Source organism: Escherichia sp. XD33, from assembly GCF_019375075.1.
In the GTDB taxonomy this organism is placed as follows: Bacteria; Pseudomonadota; Gammaproteobacteria; order Enterobacterales; family Enterobacteriaceae; genus Enterobacter; species Enterobacter flexneri_A.
In genome coordinates, this window is the sequence record NZ_JAENDM010000001.1 from 138,373 (window position 1) to 157,173 (window position 18,801).

20 protein-coding genes are annotated in these 18,801 nt (G+C 51.2%); 9 read left to right on the forward strand and 11 right to left on the reverse strand.

All coding sequences use genetic code 11. The annotated features are described in order from the left end of the window. Window positions 1-18: 18 nt before the first annotated feature. The 4 genes from dauA to lolB all read right to left on the reverse strand — a co-directional run bounded on the left by dauA (window position 19) and on the right by lolB (window position 4,395). Window positions 19-1,698, reverse strand: coding sequence for a C4-dicarboxylic acid transporter DauA (gene dauA / locus K0778_RS00720; RefSeq protein WP_001033352.1), 1,680 nt, complete (start codon window positions 1,696-1,698; stop codon window positions 19-21). A 124-nt stretch (window positions 1,699-1,822) separates the two neighbouring features. Continuing rightward, a complete protein-coding gene (gene prs / locus K0778_RS00725; protein ID WP_001298109.1) occupies window positions 1,823-2,770 on the reverse strand; it encodes a ribose-phosphate diphosphokinase in 948 nt (315 codons plus the stop codon). Between the two features lie 150 nt (window positions 2,771-2,920). Then, complete coding sequence (gene ispE, locus K0778_RS00730; RefSeq protein ID WP_001260332.1) at window positions 2,921-3,772, reverse strand: 4-(cytidine 5'-diphospho)-2-C-methyl-D-erythritol kinase; 852 nt, start codon at window positions 3,770-3,772, stop codon at window positions 2,921-2,923. After that, a complete protein-coding gene (gene lolB, locus K0778_RS00735; protein WP_001130692.1) occupies window positions 3,772-4,395 on the reverse strand; it encodes a lipoprotein insertase outer membrane protein LolB in 624 nt (207 codons plus the stop codon). Before lolB ends, ispE begins: the two co-directional genes overlap by 1 nt. Window positions 4,396-4,608: 213 nt before the next feature. Here lolB and hemA point away from each other — a divergent pair, with 213 nt between their 5' ends. From hemA to kdsA, 6 genes are read left to right on the forward strand one after another with little or no spacing between them, the layout of a single operon-like run. Continuing rightward, complete coding sequence (gene hemA / locus K0778_RS00740; RefSeq protein WP_001299679.1) at window positions 4,609-5,865, forward strand: glutamyl-tRNA reductase; 1,257 nt, start codon at window positions 4,609-4,611, stop codon at window positions 5,863-5,865. 41 nt (window positions 5,866-5,906) lie between these two features. Further along, window positions 5,907-6,989, forward strand: a complete 1,083-nt coding sequence (gene prfA, locus K0778_RS00745) for a peptide chain release factor 1 (RefSeq protein WP_000804726.1) — start codon at window positions 5,907-5,909, stop codon at window positions 6,987-6,989. Next, window positions 6,989-7,822, forward strand: coding sequence for a peptide chain release factor N(5)-glutamine methyltransferase (prmC, locus tag K0778_RS00750; RefSeq protein ID WP_000456467.1), 834 nt, complete (start codon window positions 6,989-6,991; stop codon window positions 7,820-7,822). Before prfA ends, prmC begins: the two co-directional genes overlap by 1 nt. Further along, entirely contained in the window at window positions 7,819-8,211 is a 393-nt protein-coding gene (gene sirB2 / locus K0778_RS00755; RefSeq protein ID WP_000200374.1) for an invasion regulator SirB2, read from the forward strand. Before prmC ends, sirB2 begins: the two co-directional genes overlap by 4 nt. A gap of 3 nt (window positions 8,212-8,214) precedes the next feature. After that, the gene (gene sirB1 / locus K0778_RS00760; protein WP_001257044.1) at window positions 8,215-9,024 is read left to right on the forward strand and encodes an invasion regulator SirB1; all 810 of its coding nucleotides are present in this window, start codon (window positions 8,215-8,217) and stop codon (window positions 9,022-9,024) included. 35 nt (window positions 9,025-9,059) lie between these two features. Continuing rightward, entirely contained in the window at window positions 9,060-9,914 is an 855-nt protein-coding gene (gene kdsA, locus K0778_RS00765) for a 3-deoxy-8-phosphooctulonate synthase (protein ID WP_000811065.1), read from the forward strand. Between the two features lie 148 nt (window positions 9,915-10,062). Here the strand turns inward: kdsA and K0778_RS00770 are convergent, their stop codons facing one another. From K0778_RS00770 to chaA, 4 genes are all read right to left on the reverse strand, one after another. Further along, window positions 10,063-10,170, reverse strand: coding sequence for a type I toxin-antitoxin system toxin Ldr family protein (locus tag K0778_RS00770; RefSeq protein WP_000170955.1), 108 nt, complete (start codon window positions 10,168-10,170; stop codon window positions 10,063-10,065). Window positions 10,171-10,597: 427 nt separating this feature from the next. Beyond that, window positions 10,598-10,705 (reverse strand): type I toxin-antitoxin system toxin Ldr family protein, encoded by a 108-nt coding sequence (locus K0778_RS00775; RefSeq protein WP_000170963.1) that lies wholly within the window; start codon window positions 10,703-10,705, stop codon window positions 10,598-10,600. Between the two features lie 427 nt (window positions 10,706-11,132). After that, window positions 11,133-11,240 carry a type I toxin-antitoxin system toxin Ldr family protein gene (locus K0778_RS00780; RefSeq protein WP_000170955.1) on the reverse strand — a complete coding sequence of 36 codons (108 nt, stop codon included), beginning with the start codon at window positions 11,238-11,240 and terminating at the stop codon, window positions 11,133-11,135. Between the two features lie 403 nt (window positions 11,241-11,643). Further along, window positions 11,644-12,744 carry a sodium-potassium/proton antiporter ChaA gene (gene chaA, locus K0778_RS00785; protein ID WP_000063607.1) on the reverse strand — a complete coding sequence of 367 codons (1,101 nt, stop codon included), beginning with the start codon at window positions 12,742-12,744 and terminating at the stop codon, window positions 11,644-11,646. 269 nt (window positions 12,745-13,013) lie between these two features. Between chaA and chaB the strand changes: the two genes are divergently transcribed. Then, complete coding sequence (chaB, locus tag K0778_RS00790) at window positions 13,014-13,244, forward strand: putative cation transport regulator ChaB (protein WP_001146444.1); 231 nt, start codon at window positions 13,014-13,016, stop codon at window positions 13,242-13,244. Between the two features lie 157 nt (window positions 13,245-13,401). Further along, a complete protein-coding gene (gene chaC, locus K0778_RS00795) occupies window positions 13,402-14,097 on the forward strand; it encodes a glutathione-specific gamma-glutamylcyclotransferase (RefSeq protein ID WP_001336325.1) in 696 nt (231 codons plus the stop codon). 43 nt (window positions 14,098-14,140) lie between these two features. Here chaC and ychN read toward each other — a convergent pair whose 3' ends face one another. Beyond that, the gene (gene ychN, locus K0778_RS00800; protein ID WP_001169669.1) at window positions 14,141-14,494 is read right to left on the reverse strand and encodes a DsrE/F sulfur relay family protein YchN; all 354 of its coding nucleotides are present in this window, start codon (window positions 14,492-14,494) and stop codon (window positions 14,141-14,143) included. A 184-nt stretch (window positions 14,495-14,678) separates the two neighbouring features. Here ychN and ychO point away from each other — a divergent pair, with 184 nt between their 5' ends. Continuing rightward, window positions 14,679-16,073: an inverse autotransporter invasin YchO gene (gene ychO / locus K0778_RS00805; RefSeq protein WP_000086217.1), complete on the forward strand. Its 1,395-nt coding sequence runs from the start codon at window positions 14,679-14,681 to the stop codon at window positions 16,071-16,073. On the opposite strand, the gene narL is transcribed toward ychO, so the two are convergent. Together narL and narX are read right to left on the reverse strand one after the other, a co-directional pair. Beyond that, complete coding sequence (narL, locus tag K0778_RS00810; protein WP_000070491.1) at window positions 16,074-16,724, reverse strand: two-component system response regulator NarL; 651 nt, start codon at window positions 16,722-16,724, stop codon at window positions 16,074-16,076. It abuts the gene before it with no gap. Continuing rightward, window positions 16,717-18,513, reverse strand: coding sequence for a nitrate/nitrite two-component system sensor histidine kinase NarX (gene narX / locus K0778_RS00815; protein WP_000918073.1), 1,797 nt, complete (start codon window positions 18,511-18,513; stop codon window positions 16,717-16,719). The genes narL and narX overlap by 8 nt, the downstream gene beginning before the upstream one ends. Window positions 18,514-18,801: the final 288 nt, after the last annotated feature.

Genomic DNA, 18,801 nt, shown 5'->3' on the forward strand with positions numbered 1-18,801 from the left:
GACTGGTCAATCTCGTACTTATAAATCCGCCATCGCCGCGCGACGATTCGGGAAGAACGCCAGGCGTCCCGGGATCGGTTGAATGCCAGCGCGAGCCATAGTGCGCAGTGGCTGGAATTCCACGTTGCACACGCGCAGTTCACATCCCTCGGGCAGACGCTTCACAAAACGCTGGAACGCATCAAGACCACCAGCATCAAGTACCGGAACGGCATCCCACTTCAGAATCACAATCCGTTTGCCTTCAAGACGTGACTCCAGGTCCGTGAATAAGCCTTCAGCAGCAGCAAAAAACAGCGGGCCAATAACGCGCAGAACCAGGACATCGTCTGGAACATCTACGACTACCGGTGCCAGGCGAGTCATACGTGCGATACGACGCATAAACAGCAGCGATGCCAGCACGATCCCCACGCTGATGGCAATAACCATATCAAACAACACGGTCAGCGACATGCACAGCAGCATGACGATGATGTCATCTTTCGGCGCATGACGCAGCAAGTCGACCACTTTGTGCGCTTCACTCATGTTCCACGCCACCATCAACAGCAGGGCTGCCATGGCGGAAAGCGGCAGCCAGGAGAGCAGCGGTGCCAGTACCAGCAGGGCAAGAATAACCAGAATAGAGTGGATCACCGCCGAGATAGGGGACGTTGCCCCGGCACGGACGTTAGCGGCAGAACGCGCGATGGCAGCTGTAGCGGTAATACCACCAAAGAACGGAGCGATAATATTCCCCAGTCCCTGTCCAACCAGTTCGCTGTTCGCCTTGTGTTTCGTCCCGGTCATACCATCCAGCACCACGGCGCAGAGCAGAGATTCGATTGCGCCGAGCATTGCCATTGAGAATGCCGCAGGCAGCAGTGTGCGAATAGAATCCCAGGTTAGCGTGAATTCTGAATTAGGCAGATCCCACGGCAGCACCAGTTGCGGCAGCAGTTGCGGAATACCGTTACCCTGAGAACCATCGGCCAGGACGTAGTGGAATTGCGAACCGATGGTAGCAACATGTCCGCCGAGCAGGTTAACAATCCCCATCACCGCGCAACCAGCCAGCAAGGCCGGAAGGTGACCGGGTAAACGAATGCCCAGACGCGGCCAAAAAACAAGAATACCTAGCGTCACAATGCCAATGGCAGCATCACCCACATTAATGGTCGGCAGCGCCATAAATAATGCGCCGACTTTTTGTAGATAATGTTCCGGGACATGGGCCATTTGCAGACCGAGAAAATCTTTAATCTGCATGGTACCGATGGTGATCCCGATACCCGAGGTGAAACCTAAGGTGACGGAAACCGGAATATACTCAATCAGGCGACCAAAGCGTGCCAGACCCATCAGAATCAAAAAGATCCCCGACAGCAAGGTCGCAACCAGCAGTCCTGCCAGTCCAAACTGTTGCGACACGGGATAGAGAATTACCACAAATGCCGCAGTCGGACCGGAAACGCTAAAGCGTGACCCACCCGTCAGAGCAATGACAATCCCCGCAACAGCTGCGGTATATAAACCGTACTGGGGTGCCACACCACTACCAATAGCCAACGCCATCGCCAGCGGGATAGCAATAATCCCGACGGTTATCCCGGCAATCAGGTCACGGGTAAACCGTGCGGCAGTATATTTTTCTTTCCAGCAAGCGTCGATCAGAGCGCGGAAAGGCATCACATGTGAGGAAAATATTTTGTTCACAATAATGTTTCATCCGTGAGCGCATCATCTGTCAACTAAATGGCAGGTGAAGGAGGCATAGGTCATACAAATGGATATTACAGACAAAAAAACCCGCCGCAGCGGGTCTTTGAGCCGGGTTCGATTAGTGTTCGAACATGGCAGAGATCGATTCTTCGTTGCTGATACGACGAATCGCTTCGGCCAGCATACCTGACAGGGTCAGAGTACGCACGTTCGGCAGTGATTTGATTTCATCGCTCAGCGGAATGGTATCGCAGACAACGACTTCATCAATTACAGAGTTACGCAGGTTGTTCGCCGCGTTGCCAGAGAAGATCGGGTGAGTCGCGTACGCAAATACACGTTTAGCACCACGTTCTTTCAGAGCTTCAGCAGCTTTACACAGCGTACCGCCAGTGTCGATCATATCATCGACCAGTACGCAGTCACGACCTGCAACGTCACCGATGATATGCATCACCTGTGAAACGTTCGCACGCGGACGACGTTTGTCGATGATTGCCATATCGGTATCGTTCAGCAGCTTAGCGATAGCGCGGGCACGCACAACGCCGCCGATGTCCGGAGAAACCACAATTGGGTTATCCAGATTCAGCTGCAGCATGTCTTCCAGCAGGATCGGGCTACCAAATACGTTATCAACCGGAACGTCGAAGAAACCCTGAATCTGTTCAGCGTGCAGATCCACTGTCAGCACACGGTCAACACCGACGCTGGAGAGGAAGTCTGCAACCACTTTCGCAGTGATTGGTACACGAGCGGAACGGACGCGACGGTCCTGGCGCGCATAGCCAAAGTAGGGGATAACAGCGGTGATACGACCTGCGGAAGCACGACGCAGGGCATCAACCATAACGACTAATTCCATCAGGTTGTCGTTAGTAGGGGCACAAGTGGACTGGATGATGAAAATATCACCACCGCGTACATTTTCATTAATTTGTACGCTGACTTCGCCATCGCTAAAGCGACCTACAGCGGCGTCGCCGAGTGAAGTGTACAGGCGGTTGGCAATACGTTGTGCTAGTTCCGGGGTGGCGTTACCAGCAAAAAGCTTCATATCAGGCACGAGAAGAACCTCAGGCATGCGTCCATTGGTGGAAAGAATCTGCCGAAAACTGTGCGGGCCAGGCATGATCCTTTCCAGGCGGTGTATTAAAGAGCGCGATGCAACGTCTGGAACAAGGTGACGTTGTCACCGAAACTCAGCTTGCCCGGCTTAAAGCATGGCTCTGTGCAATGGGGAAAGATTAGCGCCTTTCGCCACAAAGCCATTGAGCCATTCCGGGGCTTGCTCTAGCACCTGGCGGGCTTCAGACTCTGTATCAAATTCAGCAAAGACACAGGCCCCTGTCCCAGTCAGGCGCGACGGGGCGTATTCTAACAGCCAGGAAAGCACCGCATCAACCTCGCGAAAACGTTTTCTTGCGATAACCTCGCAATCATTGCTGAATTCACATTTTAGCAACGTTTCTATTGACCTTTTTGGCGTATTGCGCGGGAGTTCAGGATCTTTAAAAATCACCGGAGTCGGAATACTTACACCAGGGTGCGCCACCAGATACCACTTCTCTGGCGGATCCACCGGCGTTAGTATTTCACCAACGCCTTCGGCAAACGCGGCATGCCCCCGAACAAAGACAGGAACATCTGCGCCCAGCGTCAGCCCCATTTCCGCCAGCTCATCCATGCTTAGCCCGCATTGCCAGAGATGATTTAATGCCACCAGGACCGTCGCGGCATTGGATGAACCACCGCCGAGACCGCCGCCCATCGGCAAACGCTTGTCAATGCTGATATTCGCACCGCTTCCCGTCGGAAGACGCCCGCTGTCTGCCGCAGTTTTCATCAACAATCGCGCTGCGCGAACGATCAGGTTATCTTCATGTTCCACGCCTTCAACGGGCGTTAACAGACGAATATCCCCATCGTCACGAAGCTCAATGCTGATGGTGTCGCCGTAATCAAGAAACTGAAACAGCGTTTGCAGCGTGTGGTAACCATCCGCACGCTGACCGGTAATGTATAAAAACAGATTAAGTTTTGCCGGAGAGGGCCACTGTGTCCGCATTATTTCACTATCCAGTTATCCATTTTTAACTTGATGCGTTGACCACCGTCGGTGAGTTCCATATTGGCTGGCATCGCAGGTTGCGTTTTGGTGTCATAACCACCATAAACAACCTTCCAGTTTTTGCCATTCTGGCTGTAGGTAATTTCGCTCAGGCGGTACTGGTCGTCCAGTTTGTAGTCGGTTGCATCACCCGGTAAACCTAAAATCCACTGGCGCAAGCTGTTGAGCGGAATTGGCATTCCGGTCAATTTGCCAATCATCTCTTCGGCGTCATCGGCGGTATAACGCTGACCTTTATTGTCGACTAACTGCACGTTACCCGGTTGAGCATTCAGCTCCAGTTCCGTGCTGCCCAATGGGTTAGTGAGCAGCAGACGGTAGCGATCCTGGCCGGTTTGCTGCCAGAAAAAGCGGGCGTACACTTTTTGTTGGTCAGAAATATAAGCGAACGCGCCGCGAGTCTGATACTGATTAAGATTGCGCACGTCTTGCTGATGCTGACGCCATTGTGGCGAATCCGGGCTTTTGCCAGGACCTTTGGGCGTGGTAACGGAACAGGCAGTGAGCACAAGAGCAGCCAGCGGTAGCAGGCGGATAAGACGAAAATCGGGCAGGGGCATAGTGATGACAAGTCCTTGAGATACGTTGCAGTTATAACCCTTAATGCTAGCGTTACCGTCCGCTATCGTCTATGTTCAAGTTGTCTTAATTGCCAGAATCTAACGGCTTTCGGCAATTACTCCAAAAGGGGGCGCTCTCTTTTATTGATCTTACGCATCCTGTATGATGCAAGCAGACTAACCCTATCAACGTTGGTATTATTTCCCGCAGACATGACCCTTTTAGCACTCGGTATCAACCATAAAACGGCACCTGTATCGCTGCGAGAACGTGTATCGTTTTCGCCGGATAAGCTCGATCAGGCGCTTGACAGCCTGCTTGCGCAGCCGATGGTGCAGGGCGGCGTGGTGCTGTCGACGTGCAACCGCACGGAACTTTATCTTAGCGTTGAAGAGCAGGACAACCTGCAAGAGGCGTTAATCCGCTGGCTTTGCGATTATCACAATCTTAATGAAGAAGATCTGCGTAAAAGCCTCTACTGGCATCAGGATAACGACGCGGTTAGCCATTTAATGCGTGTTGCCAGCGGCCTGGATTCACTGGTTCTGGGGGAGCCGCAGATCCTCGGTCAGGTTAAAAAAGCGTTTGCCGATTCGCAAAAAGGTCATATGAAGGCCAGCGAACTGGAACGCATGTTCCAGAAATCTTTCTCTGTCGCGAAACGCGTTCGCACTGAAACAGATATCGGTGCCAGCGCTGTGTCTGTCGCTTTTGCGGCTTGTACGCTGGCGCGGCAGATCTTTGAATCGCTCTCTACGGTCACAGTGTTGCTGGTAGGCGCGGGCGAAACTATCGAGCTGGTGGCGCGTCATCTGCGCGAACACAAAGTACAGAAGATGATTATCGCCAACCGCACTCGCGAACGTGCCCAAATTCTGGCAGATGAAGTCGGCGCGGAAGTGATTGCCCTGAGTGATATCGACGAACGTCTGCGCGAAGCCGATATCATCATCAGTTCCACCGCCAGCCCGTTACCGATTATCGGGAAAGGCATGGTGGAGCGCGCATTAAAAAGCCGTCGCAACCAACCAATGCTGTTGGTGGATATTGCCGTTCCGCGCGATGTTGAGCCGGAAGTTGGCAAACTGGCGAATGCTTATCTTTATAGCGTTGATGATCTGCAAAGCATCATTTCGCACAACCTGGCGCAGCGTAAAGCCGCAGCGGTTGAGGCGGAAACTATTGTCGCTCAGGAAACCAGCGAATTTATGGCGTGGCTGCGAGCACAAAGCGCCAGCGAAACCATTCGCGAGTATCGCAGCCAGGCAGAGCAAGTTCGCGATGAGTTAACCGCCAAAGCGTTAGCGGCCCTTGAGCAGGGCGGCGACGCGCAAGCCATTATGCAGGATCTGGCATGGAAACTGACTAACCGCTTGATCCATGCGCCAACGAAATCACTTCAACAGGCCGCCCGTGACGGGGATAACGAACGCCTGAATATTCTGCGCGACAGCCTCGGGCTGGAGTAGCAGTACATCATTTTCTTTTTTTACAGGGTGCATTTACGCCTATGAAGCCTTCTATCGTTGCCAAACTGGAAGCCCTGCATGAACGCCATGAAGAAGTTCAGGCGTTGCTGGGTGACGCGCAAACTATCGCCGACCAGGAACGTTTTCGCGCATTATCACGCGAATATGCGCAGTTAAGTGATGTTTCGCGCTGTTTTACCGACTGGCAACAGGTTCAGGAAGATATCGAAACCGCACAGATGATGCTCGATGATCCTGAAATGCGTGAGATGGCGCAGGATGAACTGCGCGAAGCTAAAGAAAAAAGCGAGCAACTGGAACAGCAATTACAGGTTCTGTTACTGCCAAAAGATCCTGATGACGAACGTAACGCCTTCCTCGAAGTCCGAGCCGGAACCGGCGGCGACGAAGCGGCGCTGTTCGCGGGCGATCTGTTCCGTATGTACAGCCGTTATGCCGAAGCCCGCCGCTGGCGGGTAGAAATCATGAGCGCCAGCGAGGGTGAACATGGTGGTTATAAAGAGATCATCGCCAAAATTAGCGGTGATGGTGTGTATGGTCGTCTGAAATTTGAATCCGGCGGTCATCGCGTGCAACGTGTTCCTGCTACGGAATCGCAGGGTCGTATTCATACTTCTGCTTGTACCGTTGCGGTAATGCCAGAACTGCCTGACGCAGAACTGCCGGACATCAACCCAGCAGATTTACGCATTGATACTTTCCGCTCGTCAGGGGCGGGTGGTCAGCACGTTAACACCACCGATTCGGCAATTCGTATTACTCACTTGCCGACCGGGATTGTTGTTGAATGTCAGGACGAACGTTCACAACATAAAAACAAAGCTAAAGCACTTTCTGTTCTCGGTGCTCGCATCCACGCTGCTGAAATGGCAAAACGCCAACAGGCCGAAGCGTCTACCCGTCGTAACCTGCTGGGGAGTGGCGATCGCAGCGACCGTAACCGTACTTACAACTTCCCGCAGGGGCGCGTTACCGATCACCGCATCAACCTGACGCTCTACCGCCTGGATGAAGTGATGGAAGGTAAGCTGGATATGCTGATTGAACCGATTATCCAGGAACATCAGGCCGACCAACTGGCGGCGTTGTCCGAGCAGGAATAATGGAATATCAACACTGGTTACGTGAAGCAATAAGCCAACTTCAGGCGAGCGAAAGCCCGCGTCGTGATGCTGAAATCCTGCTGGAGCATGTTACCGGCAGAGGGCGTACTTTTATTCTCGCCTTTGGTGAAACGCAGCTGACTGACGAACAATGTCAGCAACTTGATGCGCTACTGACACGTCGTCGCGATGGTGAACCCATTGCTCATTTAACCGGGGTGCGAGAATTCTGGTCGTTGCCGTTATTTGTTTCGCCAGCGACCTTAATTCCGCGCCCGGATACGGAGTGTCTGGTGGAGCAGGCACTGGCGCGGTTGCCTGAACAACCTTGCCGTATTCTCGATCTCGGGACGGGTACCGGGGCGATTGCGCTTGCGCTGGCTAGCGAGCGCCCGGACTGCGAAATTATCGCTGTAGATCGTATGCCTGATGCTGTCTCCCTGGCACAACGTAATGCCCAGCATCTGGCGATCAAAAATATCCACATTCTGCAAAGCGACTGGTTTAGCGCGCTAGCCGGGCAGCAGTTTGCGATGATTGTCAGCAATCCGCCGTATATTGACGAGCAGGACCCTCATCTTCAACAAGGCGATGTCCGCTTTGAGCCGCTCACTGCGCTGGTTGCGGCAGACAGTGGAATGGCAGACATCGTGCATATCATCGAACAGTCGCGTAACGCGCTGGTATCCGGCGGCTTTCTGCTTCTGGAACATGGCTGGCAGCAGGGCGAAGCGGTGCGACAAGCATTTATCCTCGCGGGGTATCATGACGTCGAAACCTGCCGTGACTATGGTGATAACGAGCGCGTAACGCTCGGCCGCTATTATCAATGACAAGTTTTTCTACACTGCTTAGTGTTCATCTTATTAGTATCGCGCTTTCTGTTGGGCTATTAACCTTACGTTTCTGGCTACGTTATCAGAAGCATCCACAGGCATTTGCTCGCTGGACGCGCATTGTGCCGCCGGTTGTCGATACGCTGTTACTGTTAAGCGGCATTGCGTTGATGGCTAAAGCGCACATCCTGCCATTTTCCGGGCAGGCACAGTGGCTGACTGAAAAGCTGTTTGGAGTTATCATTTATATCGTTTTGGGTTTTATTGCACTCGATTATCGTCGTATGCACAGTCAGCAGGCGCGCATTATTGCCTTCCCGCTGGCGTTGGTGGTGCTGTACATCATCATTAAACTCGCCACCACAAAAGTACCGTTACTGGGGTAAGTCATGAGATCGTTAGCTGATTTCGAATTTAATAAAGCGCCATTGTGCGAAGGCATGATCCTGGCTTGCGAAGCAATCCGCCGCGATTTTCCCTCGCAAGATGTTTACGACGAACTGGAGCGTCTCGTTAGTCTGGCGAAGGAAGAAATCAGCCAGCTTCTGCCTTTAGAAGAGCAGTTGGAAAAACTGATCGCGCTGTTTTACGGCGACTGGGGATTTAAAGCCTCACGCGGTGTTTATCGTCTTTCCGATGCATTATGGCTGGACCAGGTGTTAAAGAATCGACAGGGCAGTGCGGTATCATTAGGTGCGGTTTTATTATGGGTCGCGAATCGTCTCGATTTGCCGCTGCTGCCGGTGATTTTCCCTACGCAGCTGATATTGCGCATTGAATGTCCGGATGGCGAAATTTGGCTGATTAATCCTTTTAACGGTGAATCGTTAAGCGAACATATGCTGGACGTATGGTTAAAGGGAAATATCAGCCCGTCGGCGGAACTGTTTTATGAAGACCTTGATGAAGCTGATAACATTGAGGTAATCCGCAAATTGCTGGATACACTCAAAGCCTCGTTGATGGAAGAAAATCAGATGGAGCTGGCGTTACGCACCAGCGAAGCTTTATTACAATTCAACCCTGAAGATCCCTATGAAATTCGCGATCGCGGGTTGATTTATGCGCAACTGGATTGCGAACACGTTGCGTTGAACGATTTAAGTTATTTCGTTGAACAGTGTCCGGAAGACCCGATCAGCGAAATGATCCGTGCGCAAATAAATAACATCGCGCATAAACATATTGTGCTGCATTAATTAATCGACATTTTACTCAAGATTAAGGCGATCCTATGAAACAAAAAGTGGTTAGCATTGGCGACATCAACGTAGCAAATGACCTGCCGTTCGTACTGTTTGGCGGTATGAACGTGTTGGAATCTCGCGATCTGGCGATGCGCATTTGCGAGCACTACGTAACTGTGACCCAGAAACTGGGTATCCCTTACGTGTTCAAAGCCTCTTTTGACAAAGCCAACCGCTCCTCCATCCACTCTTATCGTGGACCGGGCCTGGAAGAAGGGATGAAAATCTTCCAGGAGTTGAAGCAGACTTTTGGCGTGAAAATTATCACCGACGTTCACGAACCAAGTCAGGCACAGCCCGTTGCTGATGTCGTGGATGTGATTCAGTTGCCGGCGTTTCTTGCTCGCCAGACTGACCTGGTTGAAGCCATGGCGAAAACCGGTGCGGTAATTAACGTCAAGAAACCACAGTTTGTCAGCCCGGGACAGATGGGTAATATCGTTGATAAATTCAAAGAAGGCGGCAACGAAAAAGTGATTCTTTGCGATCGCGGTGCTAACTTCGGCTATGACAACCTGGTTGTCGATATGCTGGGCTTCAGCATTATGAAGAAAGTGTCTGGTAACTCGCCGGTGATTTTCGACGTGACCCACGCACTGCAATGCCGCGATCCGTTTGGCGCAGCTTCCGGTGGTCGTCGTGCTCAGGTGGCTGAGCTGGCACGAGCCGGTATGGCGGTAGGTCTGGCGGGGCTGTTTATTGAAGCGCATCCGGATCCGGAACATGCGAAATGTGATGGTCCATCCGCGCTGCCGCTGGCTAAACTGGAACCGTTCCTCAAGCAGATGAAAGCGATTGATGATCTGGTGAAAGGTTTCGAAGAACTGGATACCAGCAAGTAATCTTTTTTGCTTGAAAAATAAAGTATTAGCGTTCTGCGTTAAGACTTTTTTCATGGGTGCCGGATACAAAAAAGGCCGCAGGCTGTTACCCCTGCGGCCGGTTTCGGGCGCATATTGCCATCACGGCAGCCTGACGCCCGTTTTCACCTTACTTCCGGTTACGCCACCAGCTGACAATCGCTGCGGTAATAATTCCCGCCAGGATCGGTGCTGCCAGGTCGTGCCAGAAAATCATGGCAAACTGCGCGAGCGTCATATAGCCGCCTTGTTGTAATGACAACATTTTGCGGCTATTCTTGAATTGTTCTGGTTCAAGATTAGCCCCCGTTCTGTTGTCAGGTTGTACCTCTCAACGTGCGGGGGTTTTCTCTTTCCAGCAACCAATGCCACCAGGGATAAAGCCCCCGCAACATTGCGCCTCACCGGATAACGCCGGCTTGGTGTGGATACTACGACTCAATTCATCTTCACTTCATCCCTGAAATGTTTGCAATGAAGAGTGCATTCCGGTTTTTCAACAGCTGTTACAGTCATTTCATGAGTGCTCTGGATGAGGCTTCCAGCTCGGGTTGCCAATATTTACTTGTGGAAGTGATAAAGACAAAAATGGCCGCAGGCTGTTACCCCTGCGGCCGGTTTCGGGCGCATATTGCCATCACGGCAGCCTGACGCCCGTTTTCACCTTACTTCCGGTTACGCCACCAGCCGACAATCGCTGCGGTAATAATTCCCGCCAGGATCGGTGCCGCCAGGTCGTGCCAGAAAGTCATGGCAAACTGCGCGAGCGTCATATAGCCGCCTTGTTGTAATGACAACATTTTGCGGCTATTCTTGAAGTGTCTGGTTTCAAGATTAGCCCCCGTTCTGTTGTCAGGTTTTACCTCTCAACGTGCGGGGGTTTTCTCTTTCCAGCAACCAATGCCACCAGGGATAAAGCCCCCGCAACATTGCGCCTCACCGGATAATTCCGGCTTGGTGTGGATACTACGTCTCAATTCATCTTCACTTCATCCCTGAAATGTTTGCAATAAAGAGTACATTCCGGCTTTTCAACAGCTGTTGCAGTCGTTTCATGAGTGCTCTGGATGATGCTTCCAGCTCGGGTTGCCAATATTTACTTGTGGAAGAGATAAAGACAAAAATGGCCGCAGGCTGTTACCCCTGCGGCCGGTTTCGGGCGCATATTGCCATCACGGCAGCCTGACGCCCGTTTTCACCTTACTTCCGGTTACGCCACCAGCTGACAATCGCTGCGGTAATAATTCCCGCCAGGATCGGTGCTGCCAGGTCGTGCCAGAAAATCATGGCAAACTGCGCGAGCGTCATATAGCCGCCTTGTTGTAATGACAACATTTTGCGGCTATTCTTGAAGTGTCTGGTTTCAAGATTAGCCCCCGTTTTGTTGTCAGGTTTTACCTCTCAACGTGCGGGGGTTTTCTCTTTCCAGCAACCAATGCCACCAGGGATAAAGCCCCGCAACATTGCGCCTCACCGGATAACGCCGGCTTGGTGTGGATACTACGTCGCAATTCATCTTCACTTCATCCCTGAAATGTTTGCAATGAAGAGTACATTCCGGCTTTTCAACAGCTGTTGCAGTGGTTTCGTGCAGGGTGTGGTACAGGCTCGCAATTCTGATTAACGACCTGTCCAGGTAGTATGAAGAAATACAATAAGCAGGAATTTATATTATCTCCCCCGATTACCGTCATCGGAGGAGATATAACTGTCAGGCAAATATCGTCATCAAATAGGCGGCAAACAGTGCCAGATGCGCTGCGCCATTGAGCACGTTAGTACGTCCGGTGGAGAAGGAGATATGGCACAGCACTAAAGAGGCCACCATCACCACCATTTCTGGCGCACCAAGTGCAAACTGCAATTCGTTACCCGTCATAAAGGCAATTAGCGTGACGACAGGTACGGTAAGCGAAATGGTTGCTAACACTGAACCAAAGAACAGATTCATCGCGCGCTGAACCTGGTTGTTCAACACTGCTTTTAATGCACCTAAACCTTCCGGCGACAGAATCAACAGTGCCACCAGGAAGCCAGTAAAGGCGACAGGGGCATTCATGCTGTCGAGCAATGTCTCCAGCGAGCTGGCGTTCATTTTGGTCACCGCAATAACGGCAATCAGATGGATAATCAACCAGATAGCATGCCACAGGCTGCTATGGGCAGACGGTTTACCGTGATGCGGGTCGTCATCATCACTGTCATCTTCGTGCTCGTAGACAAACAAACTTTGATGCGTTTTGGTCTGGATCAGCAAAAATACGCCATACATTGCCGCAGAAATTAATGCTACCAGTAACGCCTGACCGGTTGAAAAATTCGCCGCAGGCAGAGCCATTGGAAATACCAGTACGATTATCGCCAGGGGGAACAGCGCAATTAAATACTGCTTGATACCAAACAGATTCATATATTGGGTGGCAAACTTACGACCGCCCAACAATAATGAAAAGCCAACCAGCCCACCGGTAACAATCATAATGATTGAATAGAGCGTATCACGCATTAGCGTTGGCGCGGCGTCGCCGGTTGCCATTAAAGCTGAAATCAAACTGACTTCAAGAATAACCACTGAAAGGCTAAGAATAAGCGAACCGTAAGGTTCTCCCAGGCGATGGGCTAATACGTCCGCATGACGGACAACACTAAAGGCGCTACTTAAAATACCAATAAGCGCAAGAAGATTGATGGCAATGACCACTGGTAGTGTCTGGCTGCTTCCCCACAGGAACAGCACTACCAGCGCCAGAACCGGGAAAATAAGCGAAGTCTCCTTGTGGCGGGTTTTTACCGCCTCTTGAGCATTTGACATTATGGTTATCCCTTTGCAGATGAATTTATCGAAAATGTAAAAAATAGGTAGGAAAAATAACAGAAAGTGTCTGGATATCGGTAACATTTTACGAATTTTTACCCCGCTGTCGATTTTTTACTCATTGGGGCATAAAAATAAGTATTACGTTTAGACAATGTTTGTTTTAGCGTTTCTTAAGAAGAGTCTGACCTGAAAATTCTTATGTTTTGGCAAGAGTAGATATTGTTGACCACACTTAATGTTCAACTTTGTAAAAGGAGTCAACGATGCCGTATAAAACGAAAAGCGATCTGCCGGAAAGCGTAAAGCACGTTCTACCGTCTCATGCCCAGGATATCTATAAAGAAGCGTTCAACAGCGCATGGGATCAATATAAAGATAAAGAAGATCGGCGTGATGACGCCAGTCGCGAAGAAACCGCGCATAAAGTGGCCTGGGCTGCTGTGAAGCATGAATATGCCAAAGGGGATGATGATAAATGGCATAAAAAATCGTAAAACCGGTCGCTTAGTTAAAGCTATTCGTGCGGTGTTGCCTTGCAAGTGGTCCGTGGATTGCATATTGTCCCGTTAGTGGTTTCAAAATGAGCAGTAAAAATGTCCGGAAGACACCAAAAAGTTGTCGCAGGGAAGTATGCAGTGGCGGAGGTGTAAGGTGATAACGCGTGATTTCTTGATGAATGCCGATTGTAAAACGGCATTTGGTGCCATTGAAGAATCACTCTTATGGTCAGCAGAACAACGGGCGGCTTCGCTGGCGGCGACGCTGGCTTGTCGACCTGATGAGGGACCGGTGTGGATCTTCGGCTATGGATCGTTGATGTGGAATCCGGCACTGGAGTTTACCGAATCGTGCACCGGTACACTGGTTGGATGGCATCGCGCATTTTGCCTGCGCCTGACCGCCGGGCGCGGGACTGCGCACCAGCCGGGACGGATGCTTGCACTGAAAGAGGGCGGACGCACCACAGGCGTCGCCTATCGACTGCCAGAAGAGACGCTGGAGCAGGAACTAACCCTGTTGTGGAAGCGAGAGATGATTACCGGCTGTTATCTGCCAACCTGGTGTCAGCTTGATCTTGATGATGGACGCACAGTAAACGCCATTGTGTTTATTATGGACCCGCGACATCCAGAATATGAATCTGATACTCGCGCTCAGGTCATCGCGCCGTTGATTGCGGCGGCGAGCGGTCCGCTGGGAACCAACGCACAATACCTGTTTTCACTGGAACAGGAGCTTATCAAACTGGGAATGCAGGACGATGGGCTGAATGATTTGCTGGTATCGGTAAAAAAACTGCTGGCGGAGAATTTTCCGGATGGTGTGTTACGTCCGGGATTCGCCTGAGTAAACTTCCCGCATAGTGGGGCGTCAGACGCCCCCTCAAACATTAAAATGTGAGCACTTTATCGGCTGACAGCGTCCATTGCGCCAGTTCCACAAGAGTACCGATTTCCACCCCATCAATCAGAGGAAGTGTACTAATCCCGCGCCCGTCGGTACAGGTTTTGCACAATTTCACCGGTACATTCTGAGCGGTAAGGATCTCCAGCATTTGCTGAATGTTGTAGCCTTCCCCTGGTTTTTGCCCGCGCAACCCGGCTGTGACCGCATCAGACATGAGGAACAGACGCAGATCCAGATTGCTCTCCTGCTCTCGTAACGCAATGGCCAGCCGCAAGCTGTTAAACAAGGATTCGCTCCCGTAAGGTGCGCCATTGGCAACGATCACGATTTTTTGCATTATTTACTCCTGTATTCAGGGAATTAGACACTCATCTTCTATCTTACTGCTTCTGCAGCGTCTGACCAATCGGTCACATTTTTAAGGATTTTCCTGAAAGCGCGAGAAAATACGACAAAAGTTGCCAGTAATCGTTATTCTTTAAGGCTATGGTTTTTCATTATTACCGGAAGTTACCGACGTTTTGAGCCGTTTCGTTCCTCGCATTATCCCGTTTTATTTACTCTTGCTTGTAGCAGGCGGTACAGCTAACGCACAATCTACCTTCGAGCAAAAAGCGGCAAATCCCTTTGATAATAACAATGATGGTCTGCCGGATTTAGGCATGGCTCCCGAAAATCATGATGGGGAAAAACACTTTGCTGAAATTGTGAAAGATTTCGGCGAAACCAGTATGAATGATAACGGGCTGGATACTGGCGAGCAGGCAAAAGCTTTCGCATTGGGAAAAGTCCGCGACGCGCTTAGTCAACAGGTTAATCAGCACGTAGAGTCCTGGCTATCACCGTGGGGAAATGCCAGTGTTGACGTCAAAGTGGATAACGAAGGACATTTCACCGGCAGTCGTGGAAGCTGGTTTGTGCCGTTACAAGATAATGATCGTTATCTCACCTGGAGCCAGCTTGGTCTTACTCAGCAGGATAATGGGTTGGTGAGCAATGTGGGCGTTGGGCAACGCTGGGCGCGCGGCAACTGGCTGGTGGGTTATAACACTTTTTATGACAACTTGCTGGACGAAAATCTTCAGCGAGCGGGCTTTGGTGCCGAAGCGTGGGGCGAATATTTGCGATTATCGGCAAACTTTTATCAGCCGTTTGCTGCATGGCATGAACAGACAGCCACGCAGGAACAACGGATGGCGCGCGGGTACGACCTGACAGCTCGGATGCGCATGCCGTTCTATCAACACCTCAATACCAGTGTCAGCCTAGAACAGTATTTTGGTGATCGTGTTGATTTGTTTAACTCTGGTACGGGTTATCACAATCCCGTCGCGTTGAGTCTGGGATTAAATTACACCCCTGTGCCATTAGTCACTGTGACGGCCCAGCATAAACAGGGTGAAAGTGGCGAAAATCAAAATAACCTCGGGCTGAATCTTAATTACCGCTTTGGTGTACCGCTCAAAAAACAACTTTCTGCGGGCGAGGTTGCCGAAAGTCAGTCGTTACGTGGTAGTCGCTATGACAATCCGCAGCGAAATAATCTACCGACTCTTGAGTACCGACAGCGAAAAACGTTAACGGTGTTTCTGGCGACACCGCCGTGGGATCTAAAACCTGGCGAAACAGTGCCGCTGAAATTACAAATCCGCAGTCGTTACGGTATTCGGCAACTGATTTGGCAGGGCGATACGCAGATATTAAGTTTGACGCCGGGCGCACAAGCCAACAGCGCGGAGGGCTGGACGCTGATCATGCCTGACTGGCAGAACGGGGAAGGGGCAAGCAATCACTGGCGATTGTCTGTGGTGGTGGAAGATAACCAGGGGCAGCGTGTCTCCTCCAATGAGATCACGCTAACGCTTGTCGAACCGTTCGATGCATTGTCAAACGACGAACTGCGCTGGGAACCGTAATCAGAAAATGCGCTCCTGATGCACCCATACCGCTGCTTCCACGCGAGACTTGAGCTTCATTTTCTTCAGCATGTGCTTGACGTGCACTTTTACTGTGCTTTCGGTGATATCCAGGCGGCGGGCAATCATCTTGTTCGGCAAACCCTGGGCAATCAGCTTGAGAATATCGCGCTCGCGTGGGGTTAACTGGTTAACATCGCGCTCAGTAGTGGCACGGTTAGCGCGCAAGCTGGCGGCCAGAACAGGCGTTAATGCTTCGCTTAATACCATTTCGCCAGCAGCTGCCTGATGCAATGCTTTCAGCAGATCTTCCGGTTCCATATCTTTTAACAGATAGCCATCCGCGCCGCGTTTCAGTGCGGTGACCACATCTTCTTCATGGTTAGAGACGCTGAATACCACAATGCGCCCTGAGAGGGACTTTTCGCGCAGTTTATCCAGCGTTTCCAGACCGTTCATGCCGGGCATATTGAGATCTAACAGGATCAGATCGGGATCAAGAGACTCCGCCAGTTCAATACCCTGTTCGCCATTACTCGCTTCGCCAACCACGGTGATATCTGGTGCCATACTGATAAGCTGTTTTACGCCAGTTCGCAGCATCGGGTGATCGTCAATCAGCAGGATAGTAGCCGGTTCCTGATTACTCATGGGTATCTCCTTGGACGTCTGTGAAAGTTTTTTCGGGAATAAAGGTGACCACCACTTCGGTGCCACCTGATTCACGACGGCGGACGCGGCAATCGCCTCGTAAACTTTGCGCACGATCGCGCATTATTATCATGCCGTAGTGATTGCTGCGGATGGCATTTTCAGGCACGCCGCAGCCGTTATCCTGGACGGTCAGTTTGACCTGATTATCGTTTTGCGCCACCGTCACCACGACTTCACTCGCTTGCGAATGTTTGAGGGCGTTACTTAATGCCTCACGGGCAATTTGCAACAAGTGGATTGCCTGATGCGAAGGCACCAGGCGAGGCGGCAATTGATAATCCAGCTTCACCGGGAAGCCAAATTTGGCGCTGTACTCTTCGCAACTCGCCTCCAGCGCCGGACGTAATCCAGGCTCGGTGAGCTGCAAGCGGAATGTGGTGAGCAATTCACGCAACTGCGCCCAGGATGCATTCAGTTCGTTACGGATCTGACTTAACAGTTCGCGGCTGCTTTCTGGCAGCGCATCGCCCTGCATCTGTAAACAACTCACCTGCATCTTCATGCAAGAGAGAGATTGGGCAATAGAATCATGCAGTTCGCGCGCAATGGTGGCACGCTCTTCCATCACGATCAACTGTTGCTGACGTTCCTGATGGCGATCCAGCGCCAGCGTGGCGGTGAGTTGTTCAACCAGGGTATCCACCAGTTGTTGTTGATCATGGCTAAGATGACGCCCCTGCGGCAGGGTCGCCAGCAAAATACCGTACTGCGTATGAGAGTCAGCCAGCCGCCACTTCAGGGTCGTGCCGCGATCACCAACGGGTAATACGCCGCGCGGGCAGAGCTGGCAGCCTTTATCATCACAAGTCATATCTGGCTGGCAGGTAAACTCCTGATGATTCTCTTCATCATCAGTGTCATACACCCGCAATTCGATATCACGTAGCAGGGTTAAATTCTGTAAGCCGTTGAGTACAGGTGACAGGCGTTCACACAGCGGGGCGCGGGAATGCAAACGGCGGTTAGCCTGCCATAAAAAAGAGAGGATCTGATTTTTATGCTCCAGCCCGGCGGTTTTCTCCTGAACCCGCTGCTCAAGTACGGCATAACTTTCGGCCAGTTCTGCAGACATATTGTTCAACGCAGTTCCAAGCATCGCCATTTCGTTGCGCCCGCTGATGTTTGCGCGTTGGGTAAAATCGCGATGACTGACGGCACTCGCCATTGCCAGCAGTTGCCGCCACGGTTGTAGCAGTCGCGCCCGCAACCAGATAATAGTGAACACCAGTAAAAGTGCCATAAATACCGCCATTACCCGATGGACCAGTACCACTGTCTCGATGCGCATTTCCGTGGTGCGGTCAAAACCAGATACCAGTTGATCAAGCCCGGCAACAAACTGGCTGACATCCGCTGACACCGTTTCTCGGTTTTGTGCACGCATCAGCGCAGGGATCAGTTCATTACGCCAGTAATCTTGTAAACCCTGTAATTGCGCCAGTTGTCCGTCTCGTTCTGCTGCTCGAGTCAACTCGGCGCTAAATGCCGTTTGTTCCATCTCTTTAATTAAGGGCTTGTCTTTCTCGCTTAATGGCACTGCCGCCAACAGACGGTAACTTTGCATGCGCAGCGATCCCGCTTTGTTGATCGCATGGGCGCTGCCCTGAACGCCTTGCACCAGCCAGCCAGAAACCGCCATCCCTGCCAGTCCAATAGCAGTAGAAAGCAACACAATAAGCGCAACCTGATTAACCAGGGTGAGCGGAGAGAGACAACGTTTAAGCATGTAAACCTCTTCCTTCAGGCTTTAAATGAGCAATAACCTTAATGAATGTGACGATACATTCTGGAATGGCAGTATTCTCGGCTATTGGCTGAAGTATACCCATACCCGGAAAGAGTTACTCCTTATTTGCCGTGTGGTTAGTCGCTTTACATCGGTAAGGGTAGGGATTTTACAGCACCGTGAAAAATCTCATAATTTTTATGAAGTCACTGTACTCACTATGGGTAATGATAAATATCAATGATAGATAAAGTTATCTTATCGTTTGATTTACATCAAATTGCCTTT